Source organism: Larkinella rosea (assembly GCF_003858635.1).
GTDB lineage: Bacteria > Bacteroidota > Bacteroidia > Cytophagales > Spirosomataceae > Larkinella > Larkinella rosea.
The window spans coordinates 402,368-429,059 of sequence record NZ_RQJO01000011.1 but is presented as its reverse complement, the minus strand read 5'-3'; the positions used below and the strand labels follow the sequence as shown (position 1 = coordinate 429,059).

The 26,692-nt window shown below is 51.9% G+C and carries 14 protein-coding genes; 2 read left to right on the top strand and 12 right to left on the bottom strand.

Features of this window, described 5'->3' with window-relative positions:
* Window positions 1-10: 10 nt before the first annotated feature.
* The 9 genes from EHT25_RS25680 to EHT25_RS25640 all read right to left on the bottom strand — a co-directional run bounded on the left by EHT25_RS25680 (window position 11) and on the right by EHT25_RS25640 (window position 18,436).
* Window positions 11-2,635 carry an ABC transporter permease gene (locus EHT25_RS25680; RefSeq protein ID WP_124878046.1) on the bottom strand — a complete coding sequence of 875 codons (2,625 nt, stop codon included), beginning with the start codon at window positions 2,633-2,635 and terminating at the stop codon, window positions 11-13.
* Between the two features lie 113 nt (window positions 2,636-2,748).
* Window positions 2,749-5,379, bottom strand: a complete 2,631-nt coding sequence (locus tag EHT25_RS25675; RefSeq protein ID WP_185731489.1) for an ABC transporter permease — start codon at window positions 5,377-5,379, stop codon at window positions 2,749-2,751.
* 96 nt (window positions 5,380-5,475) lie between these two features.
* Window positions 5,476-8,124, bottom strand: a complete 2,649-nt coding sequence (locus tag EHT25_RS25670; RefSeq protein ID WP_124878045.1) for an ABC transporter permease — start codon at window positions 8,122-8,124, stop codon at window positions 5,476-5,478.
* A gap of 5 nt (window positions 8,125-8,129) precedes the next feature.
* A complete protein-coding gene (locus EHT25_RS25665; RefSeq protein WP_124878044.1) occupies window positions 8,130-8,468 on the bottom strand; it encodes a PadR family transcriptional regulator in 339 nt (112 codons plus the stop codon).
* 457 nt (window positions 8,469-8,925) lie between these two features.
* A complete protein-coding gene (locus EHT25_RS25660) occupies window positions 8,926-10,083 on the bottom strand; it encodes a serine hydrolase domain-containing protein (protein ID WP_229311792.1) in 1,158 nt (385 codons plus the stop codon).
* Between the two features lie 697 nt (window positions 10,084-10,780).
* Window positions 10,781-11,041: a hypothetical protein gene (locus tag EHT25_RS25655; RefSeq protein WP_124878042.1), complete on the bottom strand. Its 261-nt coding sequence runs from the start codon at window positions 11,039-11,041 to the stop codon at window positions 10,781-10,783.
* A 295-nt stretch (window positions 11,042-11,336) separates the two neighbouring features.
* Window positions 11,337-14,198 carry a putative Ig domain-containing protein gene (locus tag EHT25_RS25650; RefSeq protein WP_124878041.1) on the bottom strand — a complete coding sequence of 954 codons (2,862 nt, stop codon included), beginning with the start codon at window positions 14,196-14,198 and terminating at the stop codon, window positions 11,337-11,339.
* 424 nt (window positions 14,199-14,622) lie between these two features.
* Window positions 14,623-17,121: a cation-translocating P-type ATPase gene (locus EHT25_RS25645; protein WP_124878040.1), complete on the bottom strand. Its 2,499-nt coding sequence runs from the start codon at window positions 17,119-17,121 to the stop codon at window positions 14,623-14,625.
* Between the two features lie 145 nt (window positions 17,122-17,266).
* Complete coding sequence (locus tag EHT25_RS25640; RefSeq protein ID WP_124878039.1) at window positions 17,267-18,436, bottom strand: DUF6544 family protein; 1,170 nt, start codon at window positions 18,434-18,436, stop codon at window positions 17,267-17,269.
* A gap of 184 nt (window positions 18,437-18,620) precedes the next feature.
* On the opposite strand from EHT25_RS25640, the gene mgtA reads away from it, so the two are divergent.
* Window positions 18,621-21,164 (top strand): magnesium-translocating P-type ATPase, encoded by a 2,544-nt coding sequence (gene mgtA, locus EHT25_RS25635; RefSeq protein ID WP_124878038.1) that lies wholly within the window; start codon window positions 18,621-18,623, stop codon window positions 21,162-21,164.
* A gap of 51 nt (window positions 21,165-21,215) precedes the next feature.
* Here the strand turns inward: mgtA and EHT25_RS25630 are convergent, their stop codons facing one another.
* The 3 genes from EHT25_RS25630 to EHT25_RS25620 all read right to left on the bottom strand — a co-directional run bounded on the left by EHT25_RS25630 (window position 21,216) and on the right by EHT25_RS25620 (window position 23,963).
* Window positions 21,216-22,202 (bottom strand): 1-phosphofructokinase family hexose kinase, encoded by a 987-nt coding sequence (locus EHT25_RS25630; RefSeq protein WP_124878037.1) that lies wholly within the window; start codon window positions 22,200-22,202, stop codon window positions 21,216-21,218.
* A gap of 151 nt (window positions 22,203-22,353) precedes the next feature.
* Window positions 22,354-23,106, bottom strand: a complete 753-nt coding sequence (locus EHT25_RS25625; RefSeq protein ID WP_124878036.1) for an SDR family NAD(P)-dependent oxidoreductase — start codon at window positions 23,104-23,106, stop codon at window positions 22,354-22,356.
* Between the two features lie 29 nt (window positions 23,107-23,135).
* Complete coding sequence (locus tag EHT25_RS25620; RefSeq protein ID WP_124878035.1) at window positions 23,136-23,963, bottom strand: universal stress protein; 828 nt, start codon at window positions 23,961-23,963, stop codon at window positions 23,136-23,138.
* Between the two features lie 259 nt (window positions 23,964-24,222).
* Here EHT25_RS25620 and ppsA point away from each other — a divergent pair, with 259 nt between their 5' ends.
* Window positions 24,223-26,619, top strand: coding sequence for a phosphoenolpyruvate synthase (gene ppsA, locus EHT25_RS25615; RefSeq protein ID WP_124878034.1), 2,397 nt, complete (start codon window positions 24,223-24,225; stop codon window positions 26,617-26,619).
* The last annotated feature ends 73 nt before the right edge of the window (window positions 26,620-26,692 follow it).

Genomic DNA, 26,692 nt, shown 5'->3' with positions numbered 1-26,692 from the left:
CAGTTCAAGACTACTCCGAGCGCAAACTCTTCACCGGATTCATCAGCGCGGCTTTGATGCTTTGGAAACTGACCGTCAGTAGGGCGATGGTGCCCATTAACAAACCGGTCAGGGCAAAAATCCACCATTCGATTTCGATCCTGAACTCGAAGTTCCGGAGCCACTCGCTCATGGCATACCAGGCAATGGGCGATGCCAGCACAACGGCGATCAGCACCAGTTTCAGGAAATCCCGGCTTAGCAACCCGATGATGCTGCCCACCGACGCGCCCAGCACTTTCCGGACGCCGATTTCTTTTGTCCGCTGTTCGGCGGTGAAAGTCGCCAGACCGAACAACCCGAGGCAGGCAATGAAAACCGCCAGAAAGGTCGATACTTCGATCAGTTTTGCCGTTCGGGTTTCCGACTGGTAGGCCTGCTTCAGCGTTTCATCCAGAAAACTGTAGTCAAACACCTGATTCGGGAACGTGGCCGTCCAGGCTTTTTCGATGTGCGTTAAAGCCGCCTGAATCGTTTCGGCGGTTGGTTTTTCGCTTTGTAACTTGATACCCGCCTGGTAAAAATTATTGGGAACGACCTGAATCACCGTCGGATCGATTTTCTGGTGCAGGGAATTGACGTTAAAGTTTTTCACAACCCCAACAATCGTTGCAAATTCCTTACCATCACCGTAGTACACTTTTTCCCCGATGGCATCGGCTGGGTTTTTAATGCCGATCCGGTTCAGGAATATTTCATTGGCCAGGAGTTTAAACGAGGTGGAAGAGGTATCGGAATCCCTGAGTTTCTCGCCGGCCAGCAATTGAATGCCGTAGGTATCCAAAAAATGCGAGTCGCCCATTTTCATCTGGGTCTTGACGTCGATGGCTTGGGCACCTTTGCGATACTGCATTCCCTGCATCCAGTTGCTTTCGGCCGATGCGCTGTTGAACGAAAAACTGACGTCTTTGATCTGTGGAAGTTCCGCCAGCTGATTCCGGAACGTTTGCAGTTTTTCGGGCTTATTGTTGGGCAACCCAACGGTAATGATGGCTTCCTTATTGAAACCCAGATCTGCTTTCTGGAAAAAAGTGAGCTGCTGGTTGATGAGCATCGCGCAGCTAATGAGAATCAACGAAACCGTAAACTGCACGACGACCAGCCCCTGGCGCAGCGAAAACCAGGGTTTTCCCTGCGCCAGCGTGTTGTTTTTCAGCGCCCAGATCGGCTCCATGCCCGACAGCCGGAACGCCGGGTAGACGCCCGCCAGCAAGGTGGTCAGGCACGCCAGGATGAAGGCAAACAGCCCGGTTTGCCACGAGAACAAATCCGTGGATGTGATCGGAACGGCCAGCGCTCCAGCCGCGATCGGCAGAACCAGCTGAGCCAGCAAAACCGCCGTCAGAACCGCCAAACAGGTCAGCAACCCGGCTTCGGTCAGAAACTGATACACCAGCGACCAGCGATTGCTGCCCACCGCCTTCCGAATGCCGACCTCTTTGGCGCGCTTGAAAGCCTGAGCGGTGCTGAGGTTAATGAAGTTGAAACAGGCAATCAGCAACACCAGCAAACCGATGAACGACAGCGTTTTGAGCAAGCTTACATTCGCCGTCCGGCCACTCATGTTACTGCCATAATGCAGGTTGGACACCGGATTCAGAAAAAACCGCTTGTCCGGCAACGCTTCCCTGCCCATGTACTTCACCACAATTCCCTGAAACCGCTTCGTCAGTGTTTCGGGATCAAGGCCTTTTTTGAGGAGTACATAGACCTGAAAATTGTCGTTCCAGCCGTTCCATCTATTTAGATCGTAATCGGGGTTGGTGTTTTTGATCGTGGAGAACGAAACCAGCATGTTGAACGGAAAACTGGTTGTAACGGGATAATCTTCCAGCAGACCGACAACCTGCAGATTTTGCTTGTCGTCCATCCGAATGGTTTTGCCGAGTACATCGGTGCTGCCAAAATACTTTTCGGCATACGTCCGGGTCAAAACGATGGTGTTTGGTTGCGCTAGGGCGGTTTTTGGATTTCCCGCCAGCCATTGATAATCCAGCAGATGGAACAACTCATTGCCGGCAAACACGAATTTTTCTTTAAACCGGTTTTCAGCCGAAGGATCGGCAAATGTTGTGCCTCCGACCTGGATCAACGGCACAACCCGTTCCGCTTCGGGCAGGTCGGAGCGCAGGGCGTTGGCCATGCCCGTATACGTACCCGGATAGGAATGTTTTTCCTTGATATTTTCCGTTTCTAACCGATACATCCGGTCGCCGTTGGTGTAGTGCCGGTCATAGCTTGTTTCGTGTTTAACCACCAGAAAAAGCACGACGGTACAAGCCATTCCGACGGCCAGGCCCGTGATGTTAATGAAGGAATACCCCTTGCTTTTGGTGAGGTTTCGAAAGGCGATTTTGACATAATTGCGGATCATGGCAGGGCTCAGTAATGTTGTTGGATAAGCTTCTTTTCGTCGGGCAAAAGGCCGCATTAATTTCAGGACACTCAGGCCGTACCGCCAGCGGGCTTCGCGCTCGCCCACGGTTTCGACCCAGTGTGTGTACAATTCGAGCAGGTCGCCCTGCACTTCTTCCAGCGTGTTGGGATCTCCTAACCGGGAAAGCAGAAAGGATAGCCCGCGGGGCGGGGTTTTCATAATGAACAATTAATAATCAACAATGAATAATTTACAATCCACTGACATTCAACATACTGAACAAATTCATATGCATTATTCATTGTTAATTGTTCATTATTCATATTCATTGTCTACTCCGAGCGCAGTGACTTCACCGGATTCATCAAAGCCGCTTTGATGCTTTGGAAACTGACTGTCAGCAGGGTGATGAGCAGGGCTCCGATGCCCGACGCGGCAAAGATCCACCAGGAGATTTCGGACCGGTAATCATACTGCTGCAGCCAGTCGTCCATGAAATACCAGGCGGCCGGAGTTGCGATGGAGAATGAAATCAGGATCAGGACGATGAAATCACTGGACAGCAAACGCCACAGATTCAGCGTGCTGGCGCCCAGTACTTTCCGAATGCCAATCTCTTTAGTGCGCTGTTCGGCTATGAACGATGCCAGACCGAACAGGCCCAGGCAACTGATGAAAATGGCCAGACCGGCAAAAAAAGTCGCTAACTTGCCGATGCGTTCTTCGTAGGCAAACTTCTTCCCGAATTCGACATCCGCAAATTTGTAATCGAACGGGGCCGACGGAATGTGTTTTTTGAAAACCGCTTCAATCGTAGTCAGGCATTCGCTGGCGCTCTTGTTTGGATTGAGTTTCAGGTTGATCCAATTGACATTTCCGTAATTCAGCAGGTAAATCGTCTGTTTGACCGGTTCGTAGGGCGACAGCATGAGCATGTCTTTGATGACGCCGACCACTTTAAATTCCTCCATATCCTTGCCCGTGCCCCAGCGGATGACGGTGCCGACCGGGTCCTTGATTCCCATGAATTTCACGGCCGCTTCGTTCAGCACAACGGAAGACGAATCCGACGAAAACTGCCGCGAAAAATCCCGCCCTTCTTTAAATTGCCAGCCCACGGTTTTTCCGAATTCGTGCGTCACCCAGATCGTTGCAAAATCAACGTCCAGGTTGGGATCTTTGCCCGCCCAGTGAAAACCGCCGTTGTTCGACCAGACGCTGGTCAGCGGACTCGACGATTCGGCCAGTTCCTCAATCACGTTGGCGTTCTTGAGTTCCGTCCGCAGCAGGTCAAACTTCCCGTAAAAATCCGGCGACTTCATCTGAATCATCATCAACCCGTCGCGGTTGTAACCAATGGGCCGGTCTTTGGAATACTGAATCTGGTTGTAGACAATGATGGTGCCGATGATCAGCGCCAGCGAAACCGTAAACTGAATGACAACCAGCACTTTGCGCGGTAAAGAGGCAAACCGCCCCGCCTTGAAAGTCCCTTTTAACACCTTGACGGGTTGGAACGACGACAGATACAGCGCGGGATAGCTACCGGCAACAAAACCGGTGAGCAGTGTAAACCCGACTGCAAAAAGCCAGAACAGCGGTTTCTCCCATAAAATCCGCAATTGTTTGTCGGCGACCTCATTAAACCAGGGCAACACCAGCAAGACCAGCAACAGGGACAGCGTAAAGGCGCAGATCACCACCAGCAGTGATTCGTTAAAAAATTGAATCACCAACTGGCCGCGAACCGACCCGATGGCTTTGCGAATGCCCACTTCTTTGGCGCGTTTTTCGGAACGGGCCGTGCTCAGATTCATGAAATTGATGCAGGCCAGCAACAGCACAAACAACCCGATGAATCCAAACAACCAGATGTATTCAATCAGCCCGCCGGTTTTAACGCCATTTTCCCAATTCGACCGCAGCCGCCAGTCGTGCATGGGCTGCAGCACCACCTCGGCTTTGTATTTCCGGTCTTCGGGGGGAACATTGTTGAACTTGGACAGCAGAATGTTTTTGTTCACCGTGTCAAAGTCCGTGTTGTCGGCAATCTGGACAAAAATCTGGAACGAATTATCGCCCCAATTGCTTTGGTCGCGGTCGCGCTGAATCCATTTTTCCGAGGAAACGTACAGTTCCCAGGGCGCAATGAACGTCACCTCATGGTACCGGGCGTTGTACGGAACGTCTTCGTAGACGCCGGTAACTTTCACGTCCAGCTTGTTATCAATTTTGATCAACTGATTCAACGGATCGCGGTTGCCAAAAAGGGCGTGAGCCGCGGATTCGGCCAGCAAAATGGAATGCGGTTCTCTCAGCCCGTCCTGCGACCCTTTCAGCATGCGCAGGGCGAGCATCCGGGGCGCATCCACATCCATGTAACTTCCCTTCTGGGTAATCTTTTGATCGCCCTGTGACAGAAAATGATCGCCCTCCCAGGAAGACATGACGACGTATTTGAAATTACTTCCGTACCGCGTCTGAAGCTCCCGGCCCAACGGAAACGGCGTGGCCGGACCGGTGTATTTTCGCCCGTTGACGGTCTGGTGCTGCATCACCTGCGCCACGAGATCGTAGGTTTTGTGGTACGTATTGAACGATAGTTCGTCGTAAATCCACAGCCCAATCAGAATGGCAACGGCCATCCCAGCCGCCAGCCCGGAAACATTGATGGCGGAATACCCCTTGTGTTTCACAAAGTTTCGTAGTGCGATTTTGAAATAATTCCGGATCATATCGGGACGCAGGAAAAAAGGAGTTGAAGATTCCGTGTCTTTTCGTTTGGCCAGGGGCCGTACTAACTTCAAGGCACTCAGCACATACCGCCAGCGGGCTTCGCGCTCGCCCACGGTCTCGACCCAGTGCGCATACAGCTCGAGCAAATCGCCCTGCACTTCCTCGGCGGTTTCGGGATCGCCCAGCCAGGAGAGCAGCGTTGAAGACCAGCGAGGTGGTTTTTTCATAATGAACAATGAATAATTAACAATGAACAGTTAATCCCACTCGGGAACTTGATTAGTAGAAACCACGAAGTCTTTTCATTATTAATTGTTAATTAGTTACTCCGAACGCAGTGACTTTACCGGATTCACCAGCGCGGCTTTGATGCTTTGGTAACTCACGGTGAGCAGCGCGATCAGAACCGCCAGCAAACCCGCCAGGGCAAACACCCACCACGCGAGATCGATCCTGTAGGCGAAATCCTGCAACCAGCGATTCATGGCGTACCAGGCAATTGGCGTCGCAATCAGGATGGCCACCACCACCAGTTTCAGGAAATCTTTCGACAATAGGGCCACGACACTGGCGACGGAAGCGCCCAGCACTTTCCGAACACCGATCTCCTTCGTCCGTTGCTGGGCCGTGAACATCGCCAGCCCGAACAAACCGAGGCACGAAATGATCACCGTCAGTCCGGCGAAAATGCCAAACAGCTGGCTAACAACGTGTTCGGAACGATACATCTTATTAAACCGGTCGTTCAGGAACGAATAGGCAAAGGGGTTATCGGTTTGCGCTTTCCACTTCTGCTCCACCGTTTTCAGCAATTCCGGCAGGTTCTCGGTGCGAATCCGGAGTGCCATCTGGAAGTTATCGGAACCGTAAAACATCACCAGTGGCGCAATGTGCTGGTGCATCGACTCGAAGTGAAAGTCTTTTACCACTCCAACGACGGTGAATTTCCGGTGACTGTCCGGGTTGCCATTTCCTATTCGCCAGAGTTGCTGGCCGATCGGTTTTTTCCAGCCAAACCGCTTGACAGCCGCTTCGTTGACCAGAATGCCCACGCTATCGGAAAGAAAGGTTTTCGAGAAGTTTCGGCCCTGCGCCAGTTTAATACCCATCGTGGGCAGGTAATCTTCGTCGATGTAGTAGCTTTTCTCACGATAAACCGTCGCTTGCGGGTCGCCATTGTCGGGTTGAAAACCGTCAGTCCCGTTGTTGGAAGCCCCGGCGGGCAGGTAACCCGCCAGCGTTACGTTCAGCACCGGCGCCAGTTTTTTCAGTTCGGTTTTGAAGGCATTGATTTGTTTACCGAGTGTATAGGTATCGTGCAGAATGAGTACCTGGTCTCTGTCGAATCCTACTTTTTTGTTCTGAATGAATTGCAGCTGCTGATACACGACCATCGTTCCGATGATCATGCCGATCGAAACCACAAATTGAATGGTTACCAGCGAGTTGCGCAGCCAGCCGCTTTTAAAACCGGCCCGGATGCTGCCTTTCAGGACGCTGACCGGCTTGAAAGCCGACAGGAAAAACGCAGGGTAACTCCCCGCCAGCAAACCGATGAGCAGACTGGTCAGCAGGATTCCCGGTAACATCCAGCCGCCGGTTATTTCTTTTAATCCAAATTCCTTGCCGGTCAGCTGATTAAAAACCGGCAGGGCGGCCCAGACCAGAAACAGCGCGCCGATCAGCGATAGCATCGTGACCAAAACCGACTCGCTCAGAAACTGGCCGATGAGCTGCTTCTGCAACGAGCCCAGTACTTTCCGGATTCCCACTTCCTTGGCCCGGCCCGCCGAACCCGCCGTGGACAGGTTCATGAAATTGATGCAGGCCACCAGCAGAATAAAAACCGCAATGAGCGAAAAAATATAGACGTACTTGATATCGCTGTTGGCTTCAATTTCGCCTTCGTAGTCGGAATGCAGGTGAATGTCGGTAATAGGCTGAAACCGAAACTCGAAACTATTGCCTTTCTGGGTAAAATCAGACAGACTCATGCCCAGAAGTTGCTGAACTTCGGGCCCGACATATTTCTTAATCATCTCCGGCATTTTCGCTTCCAGCTGGTGAATCGAATAGCCAGGCTGCAGCACGATGTACGTCAGAATGCCACTCGACAGCCAGGTTTCGCGCAACTGAATGGAGCGAAGCGACCCGAATAGATCGTAATGAAAATGGGTGTTAGAAGGAACATCCTGACACACGCCCGTTACCCGAAAAACGCCCCGGTTACCCAATTTCAGCGATTGCCCGATGGGGTCCTGCCCGCCAAAATATTTCCGGGCTGCTGTTTCCGTCAGCACGATCGTGTTCGGCTCCAGCAGAGCGGTTTTGCGGTTTCCTTTCAGCAGCGGGATTGAAAAAACCTCGAAAAAGTTAGAATCCGCAAAAACGACGCGCGCTTCCTTGAAACTGTTTGGTCCCTGTTTGACAATAAAGGTTCCATCCAGTGCCAAACGGGTTAGCGATTCGACGCCCGCGTAGTCGTGCACCAGCGCCGGGCCCGCCGGTACGCTGACCTGCGCAGCTTTGATCTCTTTCCCGCCAATCTGGCCGTAGATGGTCATTCGGTACGTCCGGTCCGATTTGGCATGATACCGGTCGTAACTCAGTTCGTGCGTAACAAACAGCACAATGAGCAGGCAGGTCGCCATGCCAACGGCCAGCCCGATGATGTTGATGAAAGTAAAGGCTTTGTGAAGAACCAGATTCCGCCAGGCGATTTTCAGATAATTCCGGATCATGTCGGGACGTAGGAAAAAAGGAGTTGAAGATTCCGTTTCTTTTCGTTTGGCCAGGGGCCGTACTAACTTCAAGGCACTCAGCACATACCGCCAGCGGGCTTCGCGCTCGCCCACGGTCTCGACCCAGTGCGCATACAGCTCGAGCAAATCGCCCTGCACTTCCTCGGCGGTTTCGGGATCGCCAAGCCACGAAAGCAAAGCCGAAGCCCAACGGGGTGGTTCATGATTCATACCCTTCACCCTCCCATCAATTGCAGCGTTTGCGGAGGAAGCGCATCCCACAATTGTTCGCGAATGTTTTTCACTTCCATCAGGGCTTTCCGACCGGCCGTTGTCACCGCAAAAAACCGCTTCCGGCGACCACCCCGCTCGGCCGTGGCTCCGCTCATTTTCGAAGACAGATAGCCCTTTTCTTCCAACCGCTGCAGCGTCGTATGAACGGTACTGAAGCCCACCGCCCGACCGGTTTTCTGCTCGATTTCCTGCGTTATGGTAACCCCATACGCGCTCTCGTCCAGAACGGCCACGGTCAGCAAAACCACTTCTTCGAATTCACCCAAAAAAGCCCTTTTCATGCTAAAGGTTATTTTATACGATAATGTCGATCAAATGCGGTGCCAACTAACAAAAAAAGCCCTAAAGGGCCTTTAAATGCAGTTTTACGAAAATACAGAAGGAGGAATTTGTCCAAAAGCGGACAACCGACGTACCAAAACGGACAAGGGTATTGGCCCTATGCCCCACCCTTATTCCTTTATTTTCTGTGCAGTTTTAGACCAAATTTGTAAAATCCGGTGCGCAATTATGCATATCTCCACCACACTTCATCTTCCCTTTGTTAGCGGGGAAATGGCCATCTATAGCCCCGAAGCTCACCAGCGGATCATTTCCAATTTCAACTCCGGTTTGTTAGCTTCATAGCTAATGGCAAACTCATTCCGCTCGATATCATCACGATTATTTGATGCTGTGAAAGGCCGGTACTGCCGGACTTTTAGTAAATTTCGCAGGGATTTCTGGACAATCTATTTATCAATCATTGATAGCTTGATATACCAGTGGTTTAAAGGCTTTATCGGTATTTACCACATACGGCCCCCACATCTGCCGGTAAATTAATACCAGCATATCCTCTTTAGGATCAACCCAATAAGAGGTTGAAAATACGCCCCCCCAGGAATAGGTACCAACCTGGCTGGGCGTAAACCGACTTCCATTTTCAGAAATCACCAGAAAACCAAACCCAAATTTATTATCAAGCGCGTGGTCGCCGACGTTCGGGTTCAGGTCGCCGATCTGATTCATGGTCATCAGCCGCACTGTATTCCGGGCCAGGAGCCGTATCCCATTATAGGTACCACCATTTAGCAACATTTGCAGAAAAACAGCGTAATCATAAACCGTGGACGACATGCCCCCACCTCCCGAAAAATAGGCATGCTGTTGGCATGGGTAATTCATATCGAGCGCTCCACCAAAAACCGATGCCTGCCTTTTGATCGTTCCCGCAGAATCCCCCTGGAAAAAGTTGACCAGTCGCGTAGCTTTTTCGGCTGGCACGTTGAAATAAGTATCTTTCATGCCCAGAGGCTGGCAAATACGCTTCGTGAAGAACTCTTCCAGGTTCATGCCTGACCACTTCTCAACCAGATAGCCTAATAAGTCCATATTCAATCCGTATTTCCATTGCTCGCCGGGTTGAAAAAAAAGCGGCAGTCGGCCCAAGCGGGTCATGGCGTCAGCCAGTGTCTGCCCTTTGACGCCAACCCCTCCGGTCAGCTTACTTTTGGCGTAAATGGCGCTTTCGGCCGGAGGACCGATGGAAGGATATCCCAACCCTGATGTATGGGTCAGCAGGTCACGAATGGTGACGGAACGCTTGGCCGGAACGGTCGTATAAGTTGTATCTTTAGCGTTGAAGGTCGCCAGCACATTTTGATTGGCGAAGGAGGGAATGAACTTAGAAACCGGATCATCCAGCGCAAATTTCCCTTCCTCCCACAGCATCATAACGGCCACCGTTGTGAGTGCTTTTGTTTGTGAGGCTACCCGAAAGATACCGTTTTTGTCAAGAGGTTCTTTCGTGGCTGGATCATTGTACCCGTGCGCTTTGTAAAAAACAATTTTGCCATGGCGGGCAATCAGGACAACGGAACCATTTATCCATTTCCGGTTGACCCAGTTTCTCATTCCAGAATCCAATCGAGCCAGTCGGGATGCTGAAAAGCCGCCAGCCTCTGGAATCGCTTCTGTCAGGATTTTGGCTTGAGCCCGAGCAATTCCGGAGTATACAATGACTGTAAATAGACTAATCAGGGCGATTCGGTATCGGTTCATGGCTGCTGGTAGCAAAAAATAGTTAGTGTATCAACCCCTATAAAGTTGGAGCATTTTTTCAAAACAGTTTAGTCAGTCGAGCGGCTTTAACCGCTTCCCAATCTGGTTCCTTCACCGGTTGTTCCGAACGTAATTTTATGCCTTCCTGCCCTTTTCGAGCGGGGTCGTGTTTTTAATTTCCCCATGGATCATTGTAAAACGTTACATAATCGTCAATAGCCAGCCGGGCATCATAATACCTGCTCCGCCGGTTGATCGCGCAAAAACCGCTTTACCAGGTGCGAGATGAATGGGGAGCCGTTTTCGTTGCGGATTTGTACCCGTTTTAAGCCATAGGCTCGTTGAATATACGGAAATGCTCAACAACATTAGCTTTCCGGATGCCCCTTTGGAAAAGGGAATATAGGATTTTTCGACTATATACATCCAAGATACTGAATCAAATCATTACGCTTCTCCCCCTCTGTCCGGCCAAAATACTGAATGGTATTGGGCTGATTCTGAAACCACAAGCTAACCCGTTGCCACTCTAGCGAGGTCCGCAGCCCCTTCACCCGGCGCGGTTTGTAGGTAAGCTCAGTGTTGGCAATCCAGCGGAGAGCCTGGGCATGTCGTAGCCACTCAGATTCTGAACGACATCCGTCGCCCGGTTACTGATGGTAAAGTCGACAAACCGGTGTATCGCGTGCGTTCCATCCTCCAGGTTCGTAATTGGTAAACTGAAAAGGTGAGAAATCCGCAGCGGTCGGCGTTCGTGTACGGAAAATGGTCGTTGAACCCGGTGGTGAAAAGCCCCGGCTGAGGTCCGCATACAGGCTGCGTCCGTGGGCGAGTGATTGTAGCTGGTCCCCAGCAGCAGACGACTCGCGAATCATAGTCTGCATAGGTCAGCGTTCCCCTCAGGCGGGTGCGTGGGCTCAGGTCGTAATCGACCCGACTGTTGAACGCGGTTTTATGGAAGTCGCTGCGTGTCTGCCAGCTACCGATCTGGTTCGGATAAATTTGTTACGCCAACGAGTACTCTACCGATGCGGAATCACATAAATTAATTGCGTACGATCCCGTTTTTAGTGGAACGTCAAAATTTGAGTATTTGCTGGTTATTATTATTTTTCAAACACTAATTTTCTTGTCACTGAACCCGTTTTCTGCCGCAATTGAAGTAGAAAAAGGCCGCTTGCATCGGGCAAAGTGATACGCTGCTGTTGGACACCAGAACCCTGCACCTGTTGGCGATACCATTCACGACCCATCATGTCGATAATGCGTATTTCACCCTGTTGTCCGGGGTCCAATTGATAACGAATCTCAAACTGGCCAGTGGAGGGATTTGGCCCTATTTCCAATGCATGGCTGGCTTCGGCACTCTTTTCTTCGCTGAGACGGCTCCCCACCGGACAGGTCAGCACTTTCGGAGCCCACAGCAATACATAATTGCTGTTTTGTACTTTGGCACTGATCTGATAGGAAATGCCGGTTTTAAGACTGGCAGGGGTGGTAAATGCGTAACCATGGATTCCGTTGCCTTTGCCAGCTGCGACCAGATCCGGTCGAAAGATATTGGCAGGAGTTGTACCCAGGGAAAGTCCATTGGCAAAAAACTCGACGGTCATTGGGGTATTGGGTTGGTTGCGATCCCAGACCCAGCCTTGAATGCTGCTGCACTCAACCACATCCAGAAAGCCTTCAAAGTTACCGGTTACTATAGAACTGGCCGATTTAATTGTCAATGTCAAAGTGGTCGCCACCGGAGCATGCTGGTCGTCTTTAGCCGAATACGTTAGCAGGAAGGTGCCGCTGACCGAGGGAGTCCCACTGATGCTGCGGGTTGCGGCATCAAAGCTCAGGCCCATGGGTAAACCCGCCAGCGTATACGTCAGCGGATCATTCTCAGCATCGGTAAAAGCCATCAGGCTGGCGGTAAATCCGGCATTGACCGTGGCCGACAGCGGATTGACAACCGGTGCAACCGGAGCGGCATTGGCAGGCGTCCCCGATCCTTCACAGGTCAGGTTTTTGGGGGCCCACATCAGCACATAATTCGAACCTTGCACCCGTCCCCAAAGGGTGTGAGTCTGGTTGTCCTTAAGACTTTCAGGTGTACTAAAAACATAGCCGTGCGTTCCGTTGCCTTTGCCGGCATCTTTCAAATCCGTGCGGTAGATGTTGGCCAACGTGGTGCCGACCGGGGTGGCGGAAGCCAGGGAACTGCCTTGCAAAAACTCGACGGTCATTGGGGTGTTGGGTTGGTTTCGATCCCAGACCCAACCTTGAATGCTGCTGCACTCAACCACATCCAGAAAGCCCTCAAAGTTACCGGTTACTATAGAACTGGCCGACTTAATTGTCAATGTCAAAGTGGTCGCCACCGGGGCATGCTGGTCGTCTTTAGCCGAATACGTTAGCAGGAAGGTGCCGCTGACCGAGGGAGTCCCACTGATGCTGCGGGTTGCGGCATCAAAGCTCAGGCCCATGGGTAAACCCGCCAGCGTATACGTCAGCGGATCATTCTCAGCATCGGTAAAAGCCATCAGGCTGGCGGTAAATCCGGCATTGACCGTGGCCGACAGCGGATTGACAACCGGTGCAACCGGAGCGGCATTGGCAGGCGTCCCCGATCCTTCACAGGTCAGGTTTTTGGGGGCCCACATCAGCACATAATTCGAACCTTGCACCCGTCCCCAAAGGGTGTGAGTCTGGTTGTCCTTAAGACTTTCAGGTGTACTAAAAACATAGCCGTGCGTTCCGTTGCCTTTGCCGGCATCTTTCAAATCGGTGCGGTAGATGTTGGCCAATGTGGTGCCGACCGGGGTAGCGGAAGCCAGGGAACTGCCTTGCAGAAACTCGACGGTCAATGGGGTATTGGGTTGGTTGCGATCCCAGACCCAGCCTCGGAGACTGTTGCACTCGACTTTATCGAGATACCCCTCGAAATTACCCGAAGGAACGCTCACGGGCAGTACGATTTCGGCGTTATAGGTTGAATTATATCCGTCTCGAAAATAAACATTCTGCGCATCATATAATGGCATCCACTTGTAGACAACCTCAGAATTATACGTTGCCTTTACCAGAAAATTGGGGTATCGGATGTGCCACGGATAGTTAAGGGACCCCGGCCCATAAGGGTTGGTGGCGAACGGGTAGATGCCGTTGGCCCCTGTTGCTGCCTTTAAGATAGGCGTTGGGGAAACCGCATAGGAGAACCATTCCATGGGAAAAACTTCCAAAATTACATTGCTTACCGGTTGCCCCTTATTGTCCACCGCCCGGATAGCTATCGCTTTTGGAAACGGCCTGAGTATCCAATCGTCGCCAACGATGGGGCCGGTGTCGGTAGTTGAATTCAGCAGGTGGGTGGTGTATTCATCCCAGACGATATTGCCGTAGGGGAAATTCATGATCGAGTTCACCGGCTCGAAGGTCTGACCGTTAACGGGGTTCTTCGAGCCTTCGACCCGCATCCCATAAATGTCAATTCCACCGCGCGCATGGCCAAACTCATGGGTCAGGCCGTCAGTTGCCCCTGGGCCAAAAGGGCCGCTGTTGAAAACTGTACTCCAGGTCCACTTGTGATAGATGACCTGACGATCTCCCCACCAGCCTCCACCCAGATTGTTGGGTGTAAAGGCGCCGTCAATCACCAGTCCGTACTGGTATTTGGGATGGGGTCGGGACACTTCAATGCCGGCATCTCCGTCAAAAACATACAGGGAATCGACCCGAAAGTCATACACCCCATTGAAGTGACCCGTCCCGTTATTAAAGTTCGCGTTGACGGTGGCCATCTGCTCCAGCACGATCTGCCGGATCGGTTTGGAAAGCATATTCTGATAAAACTCGGCCGTCTGCTTTTCTACAGCGACCACCACACTGAAACGCCAGATCGTTTGGGAGAGAGCGACGTTGCTGACCAGCAGTAAGGCAGCCAGCAAAGCCAGGGGCTGAATAAATACACGTTGATTCATCGCGGTAAGAAGTTCCGTTGAAAACAGAAGGCAACTGGCCTTTTAGCAACTTTCAGATAAATCAAAAGTAGCCAAACCGCTTTCCCACCCCCATGACGCGGCTCAAAATCAGCACTGATTTAGATCAATTTTTCTCCCATGGCTTTCGTAACGACGGCCTGTTATAGGGAAGGTCAGGGTTTTTACCCGTTTACCTGATGGAGCCTTAGCTGACTGTCAATTATAACGGGCGGTTTTTAAGGAGCCTGTCTCTAAAGCGTCCAAACACCCAGGCAATTGCGCTTAAAACCGGCACGATGGTCATGGATTCCCTGGTGCCAACACGTGCCAATAATGGCCCTGGGCAAGCGCCATTCAGGCTTACAATCCCCTCAGACCACATGCAGCATCATTTGAAAAGCAAAAACAGGCTCCTCTTCGTCATTTATTTTAGCGGTACACGTTTCCAGTATTTATACCCTTCAATCCAAACCACACCGGAAAGTGACCAATAAAAGCAGTGGAGCATTTCTTTTTCTGTCACTTCCGTAAATTGAACCACTCGGCGCACCGTCGGAACCACCAGGGTCAGCATCAGCATCAACAGGGTCAGGAAAAGCATCAGCCAAAACAAGGAATTGGGTCGGCGGATGGTCGATAACACGGATTCCCGTTTCGACCTATTTACCAGAGTCAACCAAACGTTGCTCAGGACCAGCGTTACAAAGGTCATTGTTCGCACCTTGTCAATGGCAGCACCAGCCAGCATGGCCTGATAATAGATACCTAAAACAACCAGCGCAATGAGTACCCCCTGCAACATGTTCAAACCCAGCTCGCCCGCGGTGAAAAAAGTATCCGTAAATCGGCGGGGTCGTTGACGCATCAAACCGGGTTCGGCGGGTTCATTTTCGAAGGCAATCGAGCTGGTTGGCCCCATCACTAACTCCAGAAAAATAATGTGAATCGGGCTAAAGAGATTCACGTACCGCCAGCCAAAAAGTAAAGGCACCGTCACGGTTAAAATAATGGGAATATGAATGGAGACAATGTAACCAACAGCCCGCTTCAGGTTCTGATAAATGCGTCGGCCCTGGGCGATGGCACCGACCATGGCGTTCAGATCATCATCCACCAAAACCAGAGCCGCAGCCTGTTTGGCGACTTCCGTTCCGCGACGACCCATGGCTACCCCAATGTGGGCGGCTTTGAGCGCAGGACCATCATTGACGCCGTCTCCCGTCATCGCAACCACTTCGCCATTGGCTTTTAGTGCCCGGATAACCCGGAGTTTGGCATCCGGAAACATCCGGGCAAATATAGTGACCCGCTTCACTTCCATTTGCAGTTCCGTTTCCGATAAAGCCATCACCTGCTGACCCGTCAGGTAATGGTCGGAATTCGGTATTGCGACCTGACTGGCAATAGCCTGAGCGGTTTCCGGCGAATCGCCGGTGAGCATTTTAACGGTAATCCCAGCCTGATGAAATTGGTCAAGAACGGCCCGGGCATTGGCTTTAGGTGGGTTTTCCAACGCGATCATCCCTTTGAATACCCACTGAAAATCATCCTGATTAACGGGAAAGTCAATGTCCGGCCACTCGCTCCCGGCAATTCCCAGCACCCGGTAACCTTGCTTAGCCAGACGTGTAGCCTGCCGAAGGATGTCAGCCTTTTCGACTTCTGACAAATGACAAATCCTGACAATCCGTTCCACCGCGCCTTTCCCCGCCACGCGGACCGGACCGGTGCCATAGACGTGGGTCATCATGGGGGGCGTTCCATCCAGCGGATATTCGTGTTGGATCGCTGCTATTTCCTGGCTACAATGCGTTTGATAAGCCGACTCGATAGCCCGTTCCATGGGGTCGAACGGAGTTGGTTCGCTGGCCCAACGCGCAAAAACCAGGACATCCTTTACGGAGTCGGATAAAGTTGCATTCAAGGGCACTAATTCGCGGGTTTTTCCATCATACAGGGAAACCACTGTCATTCCTTCCTGGGTGATGGTGCCGGTTTTGTCGGTGCAGATGACCGAAGCCGATCCCAGGCTTTCTACCGTCTGAGGTTGCCGGGTCAATACGCCCAGCCGGATCATGCGGGCAGCGCCCAGTGCCATAAAACTACTAAAGGCGACAGGAATTTCTTCAGGCAATACCGACATGGCAATGGTTAAGCCCAGCAACAGGGAGGTGGCCCAGTCACCGGAATGGCTATAATTAATCCCCCAGACCAGGGCGAATGCGCCAAATCCCACCCAGGCCATCCGCTGCACGAACCCGTTAATCTGTCGTTGCAAAGGGGTTTTCTCTACTTTAATGGACTGAAGCGTGTGCCCTAGCTTTCCAACTTCGGTTTGCGTTCCGACTGAGGTTACGCGCACATAGGCACTTCCGGAGGTGAGCATCGTACCGGCCAGGAAGCGGTCGATGGCTGGAGCGGTTTTGGCCACCGGAACCGACTCTCCCGTTAAAATGGCTTCATCGACCGAGCAGTCGTTGGCTTTTACAAGGATGCCGTCCGCCGGAACCGTTTGCCCTTCTGACACCCAGATCAAGTCGCCCACCACTATTTCCTCAATAGGAACCGGCAAAAGTTCCCCATTGCGAAGTACCGAAACCCGGTTTTGAGATAACGCTCGAAGCGCCTGGAGAGCCCGGTTGCTCCGCACGGTTTGGAAGAGGGAAATTCCCGCTACCAACAGCATCGCCAGGGCTAATAACAGGCCTTCCTCCCATTGCCTCAGCAGGACGTAGATCAGACTGGCCACCGCCAGCAGAATAAACATGGGTTCCGAAACCACTTCAACCACCAGCTTTAACAGGGAGGCAGAATCCGTTGATTCTGTTTCATTCCGGCCAAATCGTTGGCGGGCCGTTTCAACCTCGCTCGTTGTCAAGCCTAGTAAGGGGAAGGAAAAATCGGGTAGCCGGGTGTTAGCCATGAGGACTGGAGTTAAATATCCCCAAAATGCACTTTCCAGGTCCAAATTTAACTGACCTTAAAAAGGGTATAACCTGATATTAATCAAGTTTTTGAAAATGGGATTAATACGTTACCGGAGCAATAAGGGAGTAAGGTTGTGGAGGTCAATGCCAGGAGGCCGGTGTTGATCCGGAGCTACTCGAAGTAAAATGGCACCGTTCATTATAATGTATTTCCGTTATCCTTAACACATACCACGTAAAATCACCGGTTTTTAATTTCCAGGTAACTGATGCCTCCACCGGAATTCGAATACCGGCTAATTTTTGGTGGTTTTTCATAGCTATTGACCAGGTTTCCAGCCGGTAAGTTCCTTCAAATTCGCCGTAGCGCTGAGCGACGAAACGAATCACATCGCCCTCAGGGGTGAATGTAAAAACGCCGGATGCGGTGACTTTTCCGTAATTCATGGTGGCCCGGGCGGTGGTGGCACTGAGTTCTTCCCAGTGGATGTACGGGTTTAATGCCGCCGTTGGAAACCAGACCAGTTCGGCCAAAAACCGCAGCATCGTTCCCTGATCGATTTCTTTTCCGCTCGCATTCGCAATGGGCCAGAAGGACAGTGCCTTAATCAGCATATTGCCATGTCCTTGATCGTACTTATCCCGTCCCGCCAGATAAAAAAGCGGAGCTGCCTTAATGCGGGCGCTCCAGATAAAACCGGGCTTGTCGGTGGTAAAACACTGCTGCGCTTCAACGGGCATCCAGTTCCCGGTAGCCTTGGTGCGCATCTGACCCTGTTGTTTCAACTGAACGGTTTGAATGCGTTCTTTTCCGGGTACCTGGGCGCTGATGAGCCATTTTCGAACAACCGGCGGCAATGTTTCTACTTGCTGAATCGTAATGACTGACGGCTTTTCAGTATTGACCTGACTCATAAGTCCCTGAATTTCAGCCTGTATCCTGATCGTGAGTTTCCAGTCTGCGTAAGCTGGCAAACTAATAATCAAAGCAATCAGGTTCATAACAGTGCCGGTTTTAGCCGCTTGCCAATGAAGCAGGATCAACAGCTGTGAAAAAAGGATCGCGCCAAACGCAACCAGCCACCACCGGGCCATGCCGGTTAGAAAACCGCCTGCCGCCGTTAAAAAGAACAGCCCCGTGACCAGCCAGAAAACGCCAACGGCTTTCGTCTCCGGTTCCGATAAGGGGATGATGGTCGTTTCCGGGAGTAAACCGGCCTTTGTCAAATACCGACCCCTGACAAAACCGGTCAGGTGGATCAGACCATGAAAACCGAGAATACTGGCAAACAAGATGCGAATCGTACCCATAACAATATATCCAGGTTGGGTTAGAGACCAGGAAGAAAAGCCCTAATTTACTTAAGATCAGCCGCTTGCCGAAATGACAATAATTGCCTGGAAGTATGACAGGTATCAATTTCGTTCACCATGCACTTCGCTAGATTTGAACGTTCAGATGCACTGAACGCGGACGTAGCCCTTGCTCGATTTTATGAACAGCCAACCTTTTTCTTCGTTACCTCCGGAACAGGTAGTAGTCCAGCTTCAAACTACTTTAACCGGGCTTGACAGTGCGGTGGCCGCGAAACGCATTCAGGAGCAACGCCAGCTATTTCGCACGGAAAGCCGCTTCCAACGGGAGTTCAAGCTCCTTGTTCGCCAATTTACCAGTCCTCTGGTGTTGTTGCTGGTGGTCGCCGTTATCCTGTCGGCGATGCTGGGAGAAACCTCGGATATGCTGATCATTCTCGGTATCCTGCTAACCACGGGTTTGCTGGGCTTTTGGCAGGAGTTGAATGCAGGACGCGCCATTGAAAAACTGCGGTCCCTGATCGCCCTGAAACATACGGTTTTACGCGACGGGAAAGAGATATCGGTGGTAACGCAGGAGGTTGTGCCCGGCGACGTCCTGATTCTGAATGCGGGCGATATCATTCCGGCCGACTGCCGCATCCTGGAAAGCAATGAACTGCATGTGAACGAAAGTTCACTGACCGGCGAATCGTATCCCGTTGAAAAGATGGTGGGTGACATCCCGGATACCGCTCCGCTCCGTCAGAAGACGAACTGTCTGTGGCAGGGAACCAACGTCATCAGCGGTCGTGCGCACGCCCTGGTGGTTCAAACGGGTAGTCAAACGGTATTTGGTCAACTAGCCCACAGCCTTTCGCAAACCCCGGAAACCGCTTTTGAGAAAGGCATCAAACACTTCGGTTACTTTCTGCTGCGGATAACGGTTCTGCTGTCACTCGTTATTCTGATGGCCAACCTGTATTTTAAGAAGCCGGTTTTCGATTCGATCCTGTTTTCACTGGCGCTTGCCATCGGCATGGCGCCTGAGCTTTTACCCGCCATCATGACCTTTGCCATGTCGGCGGGTGCCCGGCGGATGCTCCAGAAAAAGGTCATCGTTAAAAAGCTATCCTCCATTTTCAATTTTGGGGAAGTGTCGGTGTTGTGTACCGACAAAACCGGCACCATTACCGAAGGCACGGCCACCGTAAAAGAGATCGTGAACTGGCAGGGGCTGGCCGACGAACGCATCGGCCTATACGCTTACCTGAATGCGACTTTTCAGCAGGGTTTTTCAAATCCCATTGATCAGGCCATCGGTGCCTTAAACCTACCCGCCGAAGGGTATGAAAAGCGGGATGAGATCCCGTATGATTTCATTCGCAAACGGCTGAGCATCGCGGTCCGGAAAGGGAACCAGCGGTTTTTTATCACCAAAGGCGCTCTGAGCAATATACTGGCAGTGTGTAGTTTGGTGGAGTCACAACCGGGTCATCCTGAGCCTCTTTCAGCCACAACCCGCAACGAAATTGAAAACCGGTTTGCGGCCTATTGTCAAACCGGTTACCGCGTGCTGGGTCTGGCGTATAAACCACTAACGGCGGATCAAATCACCCGGGACGATGAACAGCAAATGATTTTTCTGGGCTTCATCGTATTGGAAGATCCGCTGAAAGAAAGTGCCCAGGCTTCCATCGAACGGTTGCGGCACCTGCACATTCAGGTAAAGATTATTACCGGCGACAATCGGTACGTCGCTTTGCATACCGCCCGGCTGATCGATATCGATCAGCCCCTTATTCTGACGGGAGAAGAGATGGACCGGCTCAGTCCGGAAGCGCTCATCGTGCAGGTTCGGCAAACGAATGTATTTGCCGAAATCGAACCACATCAGAAAGAACGCATCATCAAAGCATTACAAAAATCGAATGCCACCGTGGCCTACATCGGCGATGGCATCAACGATGTCGCGGCTATTCACGCAGCGGATGTCGGCATATCCACCAGCAACGGCGTGGATGTGGCGCAGGAAGCCGCCGATTTTGTGTTGCTGGAAAAAGAGTTGTCGGTGCTGGCCGATGGCATTGAAGAAGGGCGGAAGTCTTTCGTGAATTCCATGAAGTATATTTTCATCACGACCGGCGCCACCTTTGGCAATATGTTCAGTGTGGCGGGCGCTTCTTTGCTGCTGCCTTTCCTGCCCATGCTCCCCAAGCAAATTCTGCTGACCAATCTGATTACCGACCTGCCTTTTCTGACCATTGCGTCGGACCAGGTGGATGGTGAGCAACTGACTTCACCCCGAAAATGGGACCTGAAAATGATCCGGAATTTTATGATCGTTTTTGGGCTCCACAGTTCGCTGTTTGATTTCATCACGTTTTATATGCTGTATTATTACTTTCATCTTTCGGGCTCCTCCTTTCAAACCGGCTGGTTTCTGGAATCGGCCATTACGGAAATTATCATTTTGTTTGTCATCCGTACCCGGAAATCGTTTCTTCAAAGCAGGCCGGGTAACTGGCTGATCGTTACGGGACTGTTATCGCTTTTAATGACGGTTTATTTACCGGTTTCGCCCCTGGCTCAGATGCTCGGATTTTCCGTAGCCCACGCGCGGCAACTGATCGCTTTATCGCTGATCCTGATCGTTTACACCGTTACGGCGGATCTCCTTAAAATCGTTTTTTTTAGATTCAATCTAACCGCCGAAAAGGTTGAAAACCGCCCGATGGACCGATGAAGAAGGCTCTTAATTTGTGGAAAATCAGCATCCTGGTGATTTTGAAACCGGCTAATTGATCCCGTCGGCAACGGGTAAAAAAACCTTCTTTCCGGATTGATTGATCCAGTTCAGCAGTCGTTCCACATCGTCTTTATGAAATAGTTCGGTGCCGGGATTCATGGTGGCGGCCGTGCCACAGGCTACACCGAACCGCAGCATCTCTTCGTAGGATTTGCCCTGCGACAATGCGTAAATCATTCCGCCGACCATGCTGTCACCGGCGCCCACCGTACTCTGCTTTTTAACCGTCGGGGCCGGAACCCGGAAACGTTCAATGCGCTGATCGGCATGGCCGGTTTTGGCTACCAGCAAAGCGCCCGCCGGCCCCAGTGAGAGGACCACCACTTCACACCAGCCCCGCTGGATGACCGAGCGGGCGGCTTCCTCCACTTCGTCCAGCTCCAGTTTATCCACCCCAACCAGCGAAGCTAGTTCCCCCAAATTAGGTTTGAGCAAAAATGCGCCTTCCTGAACGGCCATCCGCAAAGGTTCACCGGAGGTGTCGAGAATCAACCGGGCACCCCGTTGCCTGACTATTCGGGCGATGACTGCGCAATAATCCGCCGGAAGGCCGGGCGGAAAACTACCACTGATGACGACATAGTCAATGGGCTTGGGAAAGGTCAATACCGTGTTTAGAAAAAGCTCACGTTCGTCCATAGACCAGGCTGGCCCGGGCAATCCAAACCGGAATTGTTGCCGGGTCGAGGTTTCCGTCACCACAAAACTCTGCCGGGTCCAGCCCGCCATCGGGACGGTTTGGAAATCAATTTGCTGCTCGGCTACCAGTTGTTCCAGTAGTGAACCGGTTGCTCCGCCAACCGGAAAGACCGCCCGTGATTTTCCACCCAGGCGGTGAATGGCCCGGGAAACATTAATGCCCCCTCCGCCCGGATCATAGCGGGCTGCTGCGCACCGCAGTTTCTGTTCCGGCACCAGATGGTCAATCGTTGTACTGATGTCAACCGAGGGATTCAGGGTCAGGGTAATGATCATGGCAATTTTGATTTCCGGGTGGTAAAACGTACTAAAAAAGTGGGCAACTGTCTGGAGTTTTATCCCGATCAATTGCCCATTCAGTTACGGTAGTCAACGCTAAAATACCTTGTTCAGTCGCTTTATCAAGCTTTTGGCGTACGCTGCCCGATTACCGGGCCAGGTACCCCCCGTCGATGGGATAATACGAACCTGTCACAAACGAAGCTTTTTCCGACGAGAGCCAGATGACCAGTTCGGCCACTTCTTCGGCCCGGCCCAGCCGCCCAATGGGATGAAGTCCAATCAGCGATGCCTTTACGTCGGCCGGTAATACGCCTAACAGGGGCGTGTCGATATAGGCCGGTCCGACGGCATTGATGCGGATTCCTTTCGGCGCGTATTCAATGGCTGAGGTTTGGGTCAAACCCACCACGCCATGTTTGGCGGCCACGTACCCCGGCGACATCGCCGTACCGACCTGACCCAGAATGGAAGCCATATTAATGATCGACCCGGTACGATTTTGGGCCAGCATGGCTTCCAGTTCGTACTTCAGGCAGTAGAATACGCTATTGAGATTGATATTAATGATCTTCTGCCAGCCTTCCAGCGAATAATCCCCGGTCTGGTTCAATTCGCCACCGATACCGGCATTGTTGCAGGCCATATCGAGGCCACCAAATGCGGAAACGGTTTCCTCAATGAGTTGCTGACACTGCGTTGGATCGCCGACATCGGCTTTGAAAAACCGGGCGATACCGCCTTCGGCCACGACCTGATCGGCAACCTGTTGGCCCCTTGCTTCATTGACATCGGAGAGCATGACACGGGCTCCGTGTTGACCATACAGCAACGCGATGGCTTCTCCAATCCCCGAAGCGGCTCCGGTCACCAGTGCCACTTTTCCTTGTAAGTCCTTCATACGAATGTTAATCTTGGCTTTCAATACGGTTAAGCCCGCATAATTAAAACGGGTACTTCGGCATGGTTCAGGACATCTTCGGCTACACTTCCCTGAAGGAGATGCCGCAGCCCTTTATGGCCATGGGTGTAGAGAACGATCAGGTCGGCCTTTACCTCATCCGCATAGTTCAAAAGTCCTTTCGGGACGGTTTGGTCGCGCCAGATCGTAAACTTGTAATGAGCAATCCCTTTTATCAACGCAAACTCATCCATCCATTCACGGATGCCGTCGGGCTGACGAGGATCGGTGGGAGTCAGCACATAAACAAACTGCTGCAAACCCTGATCCGTCAACTGGAACGGGTACGGATGACGTTCCTTTAGCTTGTCGTCTACGTCGATCCCGCAAATAATGGACTGGGGTTGAAAGTGTTCAATCGGTTTTTTTACCACCAGCACGGGACAGTGGGCGTGCCGTACGATTAATTCGGCGGTAGAACCTTCCAGCCATTCCATCAAACCGGACGCCCCTTTGGAAGCCAGTACGATCAGATCGGCGGGCAGTTCGTTGATGGTTCGAACCAAACCGTCGAAGCTGCTGCCCAATTTTGTTTTAATGCTTACGCCCGCGTAGTTCGGATTAGCCGCCAGTTTCCGGAGACTTTCTTCAGCCTCTTTTACGGTTTCCTCATAAAATTCCGCCGATAGCGCCGACACTTCCGGCGTGTAATCAACGGCTGGTTGAGGCATCAGTTGATAGAGCACGGTATGTAAAAGAATCACTTCAGCCTGGTGCGTGCGTGCCAGACCGACGGCTACATCAAGGGCATACGTCGTTATGGAGCTTAGATCCGTGGGAACCACAATCGTTTTCATGGTGAACTGGTTTTTGCTTGATGTCTCAAAACAAGCTGGAAACCATGCCTTTCTAAATGACTGATCCCATGAAACCGGGTGATTATTGTCAGTCTGCCAGCTTCGAATCGGCAAAAACCGCCAGTGGGAAACCGGCACCGGGTTCTGGATGACAACTATATCCTTACTTGATGACTATCAGTACTTTAAATGATTGCCATCATGTATAAACGAACCGCCAGCCGCTAGCTTGCCGTCTGATCTTAAACCAGAAACAGACATGAAAACGTGGATACTTCCGTTCAGCCAGATTAACAATGGAATGATTGCCCGGGTTGGAGGCAAAAATGCTTCGCTGGGTGAAATGTTCAACGGCTTGCGGTTTTACGGCGTTCGCATTCCGGACGGTTTTGCCCTAACCACCGATGCGTATGGTGAATTCCTTCAGTACAATCAACTTCGCGCGCCTATTCAGAAATTGATTGATGAATTAGATACACGAACCTTTTCCAACCTGGCTTCCATCGGAAATCAGATTCGGGCCCTCATCCAACAGGCAGGCTTTCCACCGGAAATTACGGAAGCGCTCAAGAAGTCATTCACCGATTTAAAGCATCATTATCCGGATCCGATTCAGGTGGCGGTACGCAGCAGCGCCACCGCCGAAGATCTGGCCAGTGCCAGTTTTGCCGGTCAGCACGAATCGTTTCTCAATATTCAAACGGACGATCAGCTGGTACAGGCTTGCCGGGCCTGTTATGCTTCATTATTCACGGACCGGGCGATCAAATACCGCCACGATAATGGATTCGATCATTTGAAAGTCGCCCTTTCGGTGGGGGTTCAGAAAATGGTTCGCTCCGATCAGGCTTCTTCGGGCGTTTGTTTTACCGTGGACCCCGATACCGGCCACGAAAAGTTGATGCTGATCACCGGGAGCTGGGGACTGGGGGAAAACGTCGTTCTGGGCTCTGTTAATCCCGATGAATTTTACGTTTTTAAACCATCCATAAGCAAACGGCCCAACGCCGTTGTCAGCCGAAAAGTGGGCGATAAATCCGTTACGATGATCTACGGAGATTCGTTGGAAGAAGGGAAACTAACCCGAAATACGGTTACGTCTGCGGAACGGCAGCAACGGCTGGTCCTGACCGATACGGAAGTGAACCAGTTGGCCAGCTGGGCTTTATTGATCGAAGAACATTACCAAAAACCGATGGACATCGAATGGGCCAAGGACAGCATCGATCAACATCTCTACATCGTTCAGGCCCGGCCCATGACGAATCTGGGCGCGTCGAAGTTGCAATTGACGGAATACCAACTACCCGTATCCGGGAAAATTCTGACGCGGGGCCAGGGCATCGGCCAACGAATTGTCACGGGAACGGCACGGGTGGTGGCTTCGCCCAAAGACGTTCCCGCATCCATCGGCGCATCGGATATCCTGGTCACCGACATCACCACGCCCGACTGGGACCCGATTCTCAAGAAAGTTTCCGCCATTGTCACCAACCGGGGGGGGCGGACCAGCCACGCGGCCATTGTCGCCCGGGAGGTGGGGGCTTTGGCCGTGGTTGGCACCAATAACGGTACAAAAGTCATTAAAGATGGCACCACCATTACGGTTTCCTGCCTGGATGCGCAGGAAGGATTCATTTACGACGGGGCCGTTCCGTTTACCAAAGAAGAGATCAACCTGACGGATTTGCCCAAACCCCGGACCAAATGCCAGCTCATTCTGGGTGATCCTTCTCAGGCCTTGCGGTTGTCTCAATTGCCCAGCGACGGGGTAGGCCTGATGCGGCTGGAGTTTATTATCGCCAATGCCATTGGCATACACCCGATGGCACTGGCGAAGTTCGAAGCGGTAAAAGACGCAACGGTTCGGGAAGAAATAACGCGGCTCACGCACCTCTACGCGACCAAGCAGGAATTTTTTGTTGACAAATTGGCCCAATCGGTGGCGATGGTAGCGGCCAGTTTCTACCCGCGCCCGGTCATCGTTCGGATGAGTGATTTCAAAACCAACGAATATGCCAACCTGCTGGGCGGTCGTGATTTTGAGCCGGTGGAAGAAAATCCGATGCTGGGCTGGCGCGGAGCCAGTCGCTACTACGACCTTCGGTATATGGATGGTTTTCGGCTGGAATGCGATGCGATGCGCCGGGTACGCAATCAGATGGGTTTTACGAACGTCAAACTGATGATCCCGTTTTGCCGGACAATCGAAGAAGGAAAGCGGGTGCTGGCGGTTATGGAAAACTTTGGTCTGACCCGGCACGAGAACGAGCTGGAAGTATATGTCATGGCCGAAATACCCAGTAACATTATCCAGGCCGAAGCCTTTGCCGAACTCTTCGACGGTTTTTCCATCGGCTCCAACGATCTGACCCAGCTGGCGTTGGGCGTAGATCGGGATTCGTCGACGGTGCAGGGGCTTTTTGACGAAAACAACCCAACGGTCCGGGAATTGATTCAACTGTTGATCCGGCAAGCCCATCGCACTGGCCGACCGGTAGGTATCTGTGGGCAAGGTCCCAGCGATAATCCGGCTTTTGCCCGGTTCCTGACGGAAGAAGGCATCAGCAGCATTTCGCTGACGCCGGATGCATTTCTGCGCGGACTAAAAACCATCGACGAAGCCGAAACTGCATTGCTCCTCGACACGCTCTAAACAGACCGGAAAAAACAGAATCCCCGGCCAAGCGCCTGGCCGGAGATTCTGCTACTAAAATCAATCTTTTTTG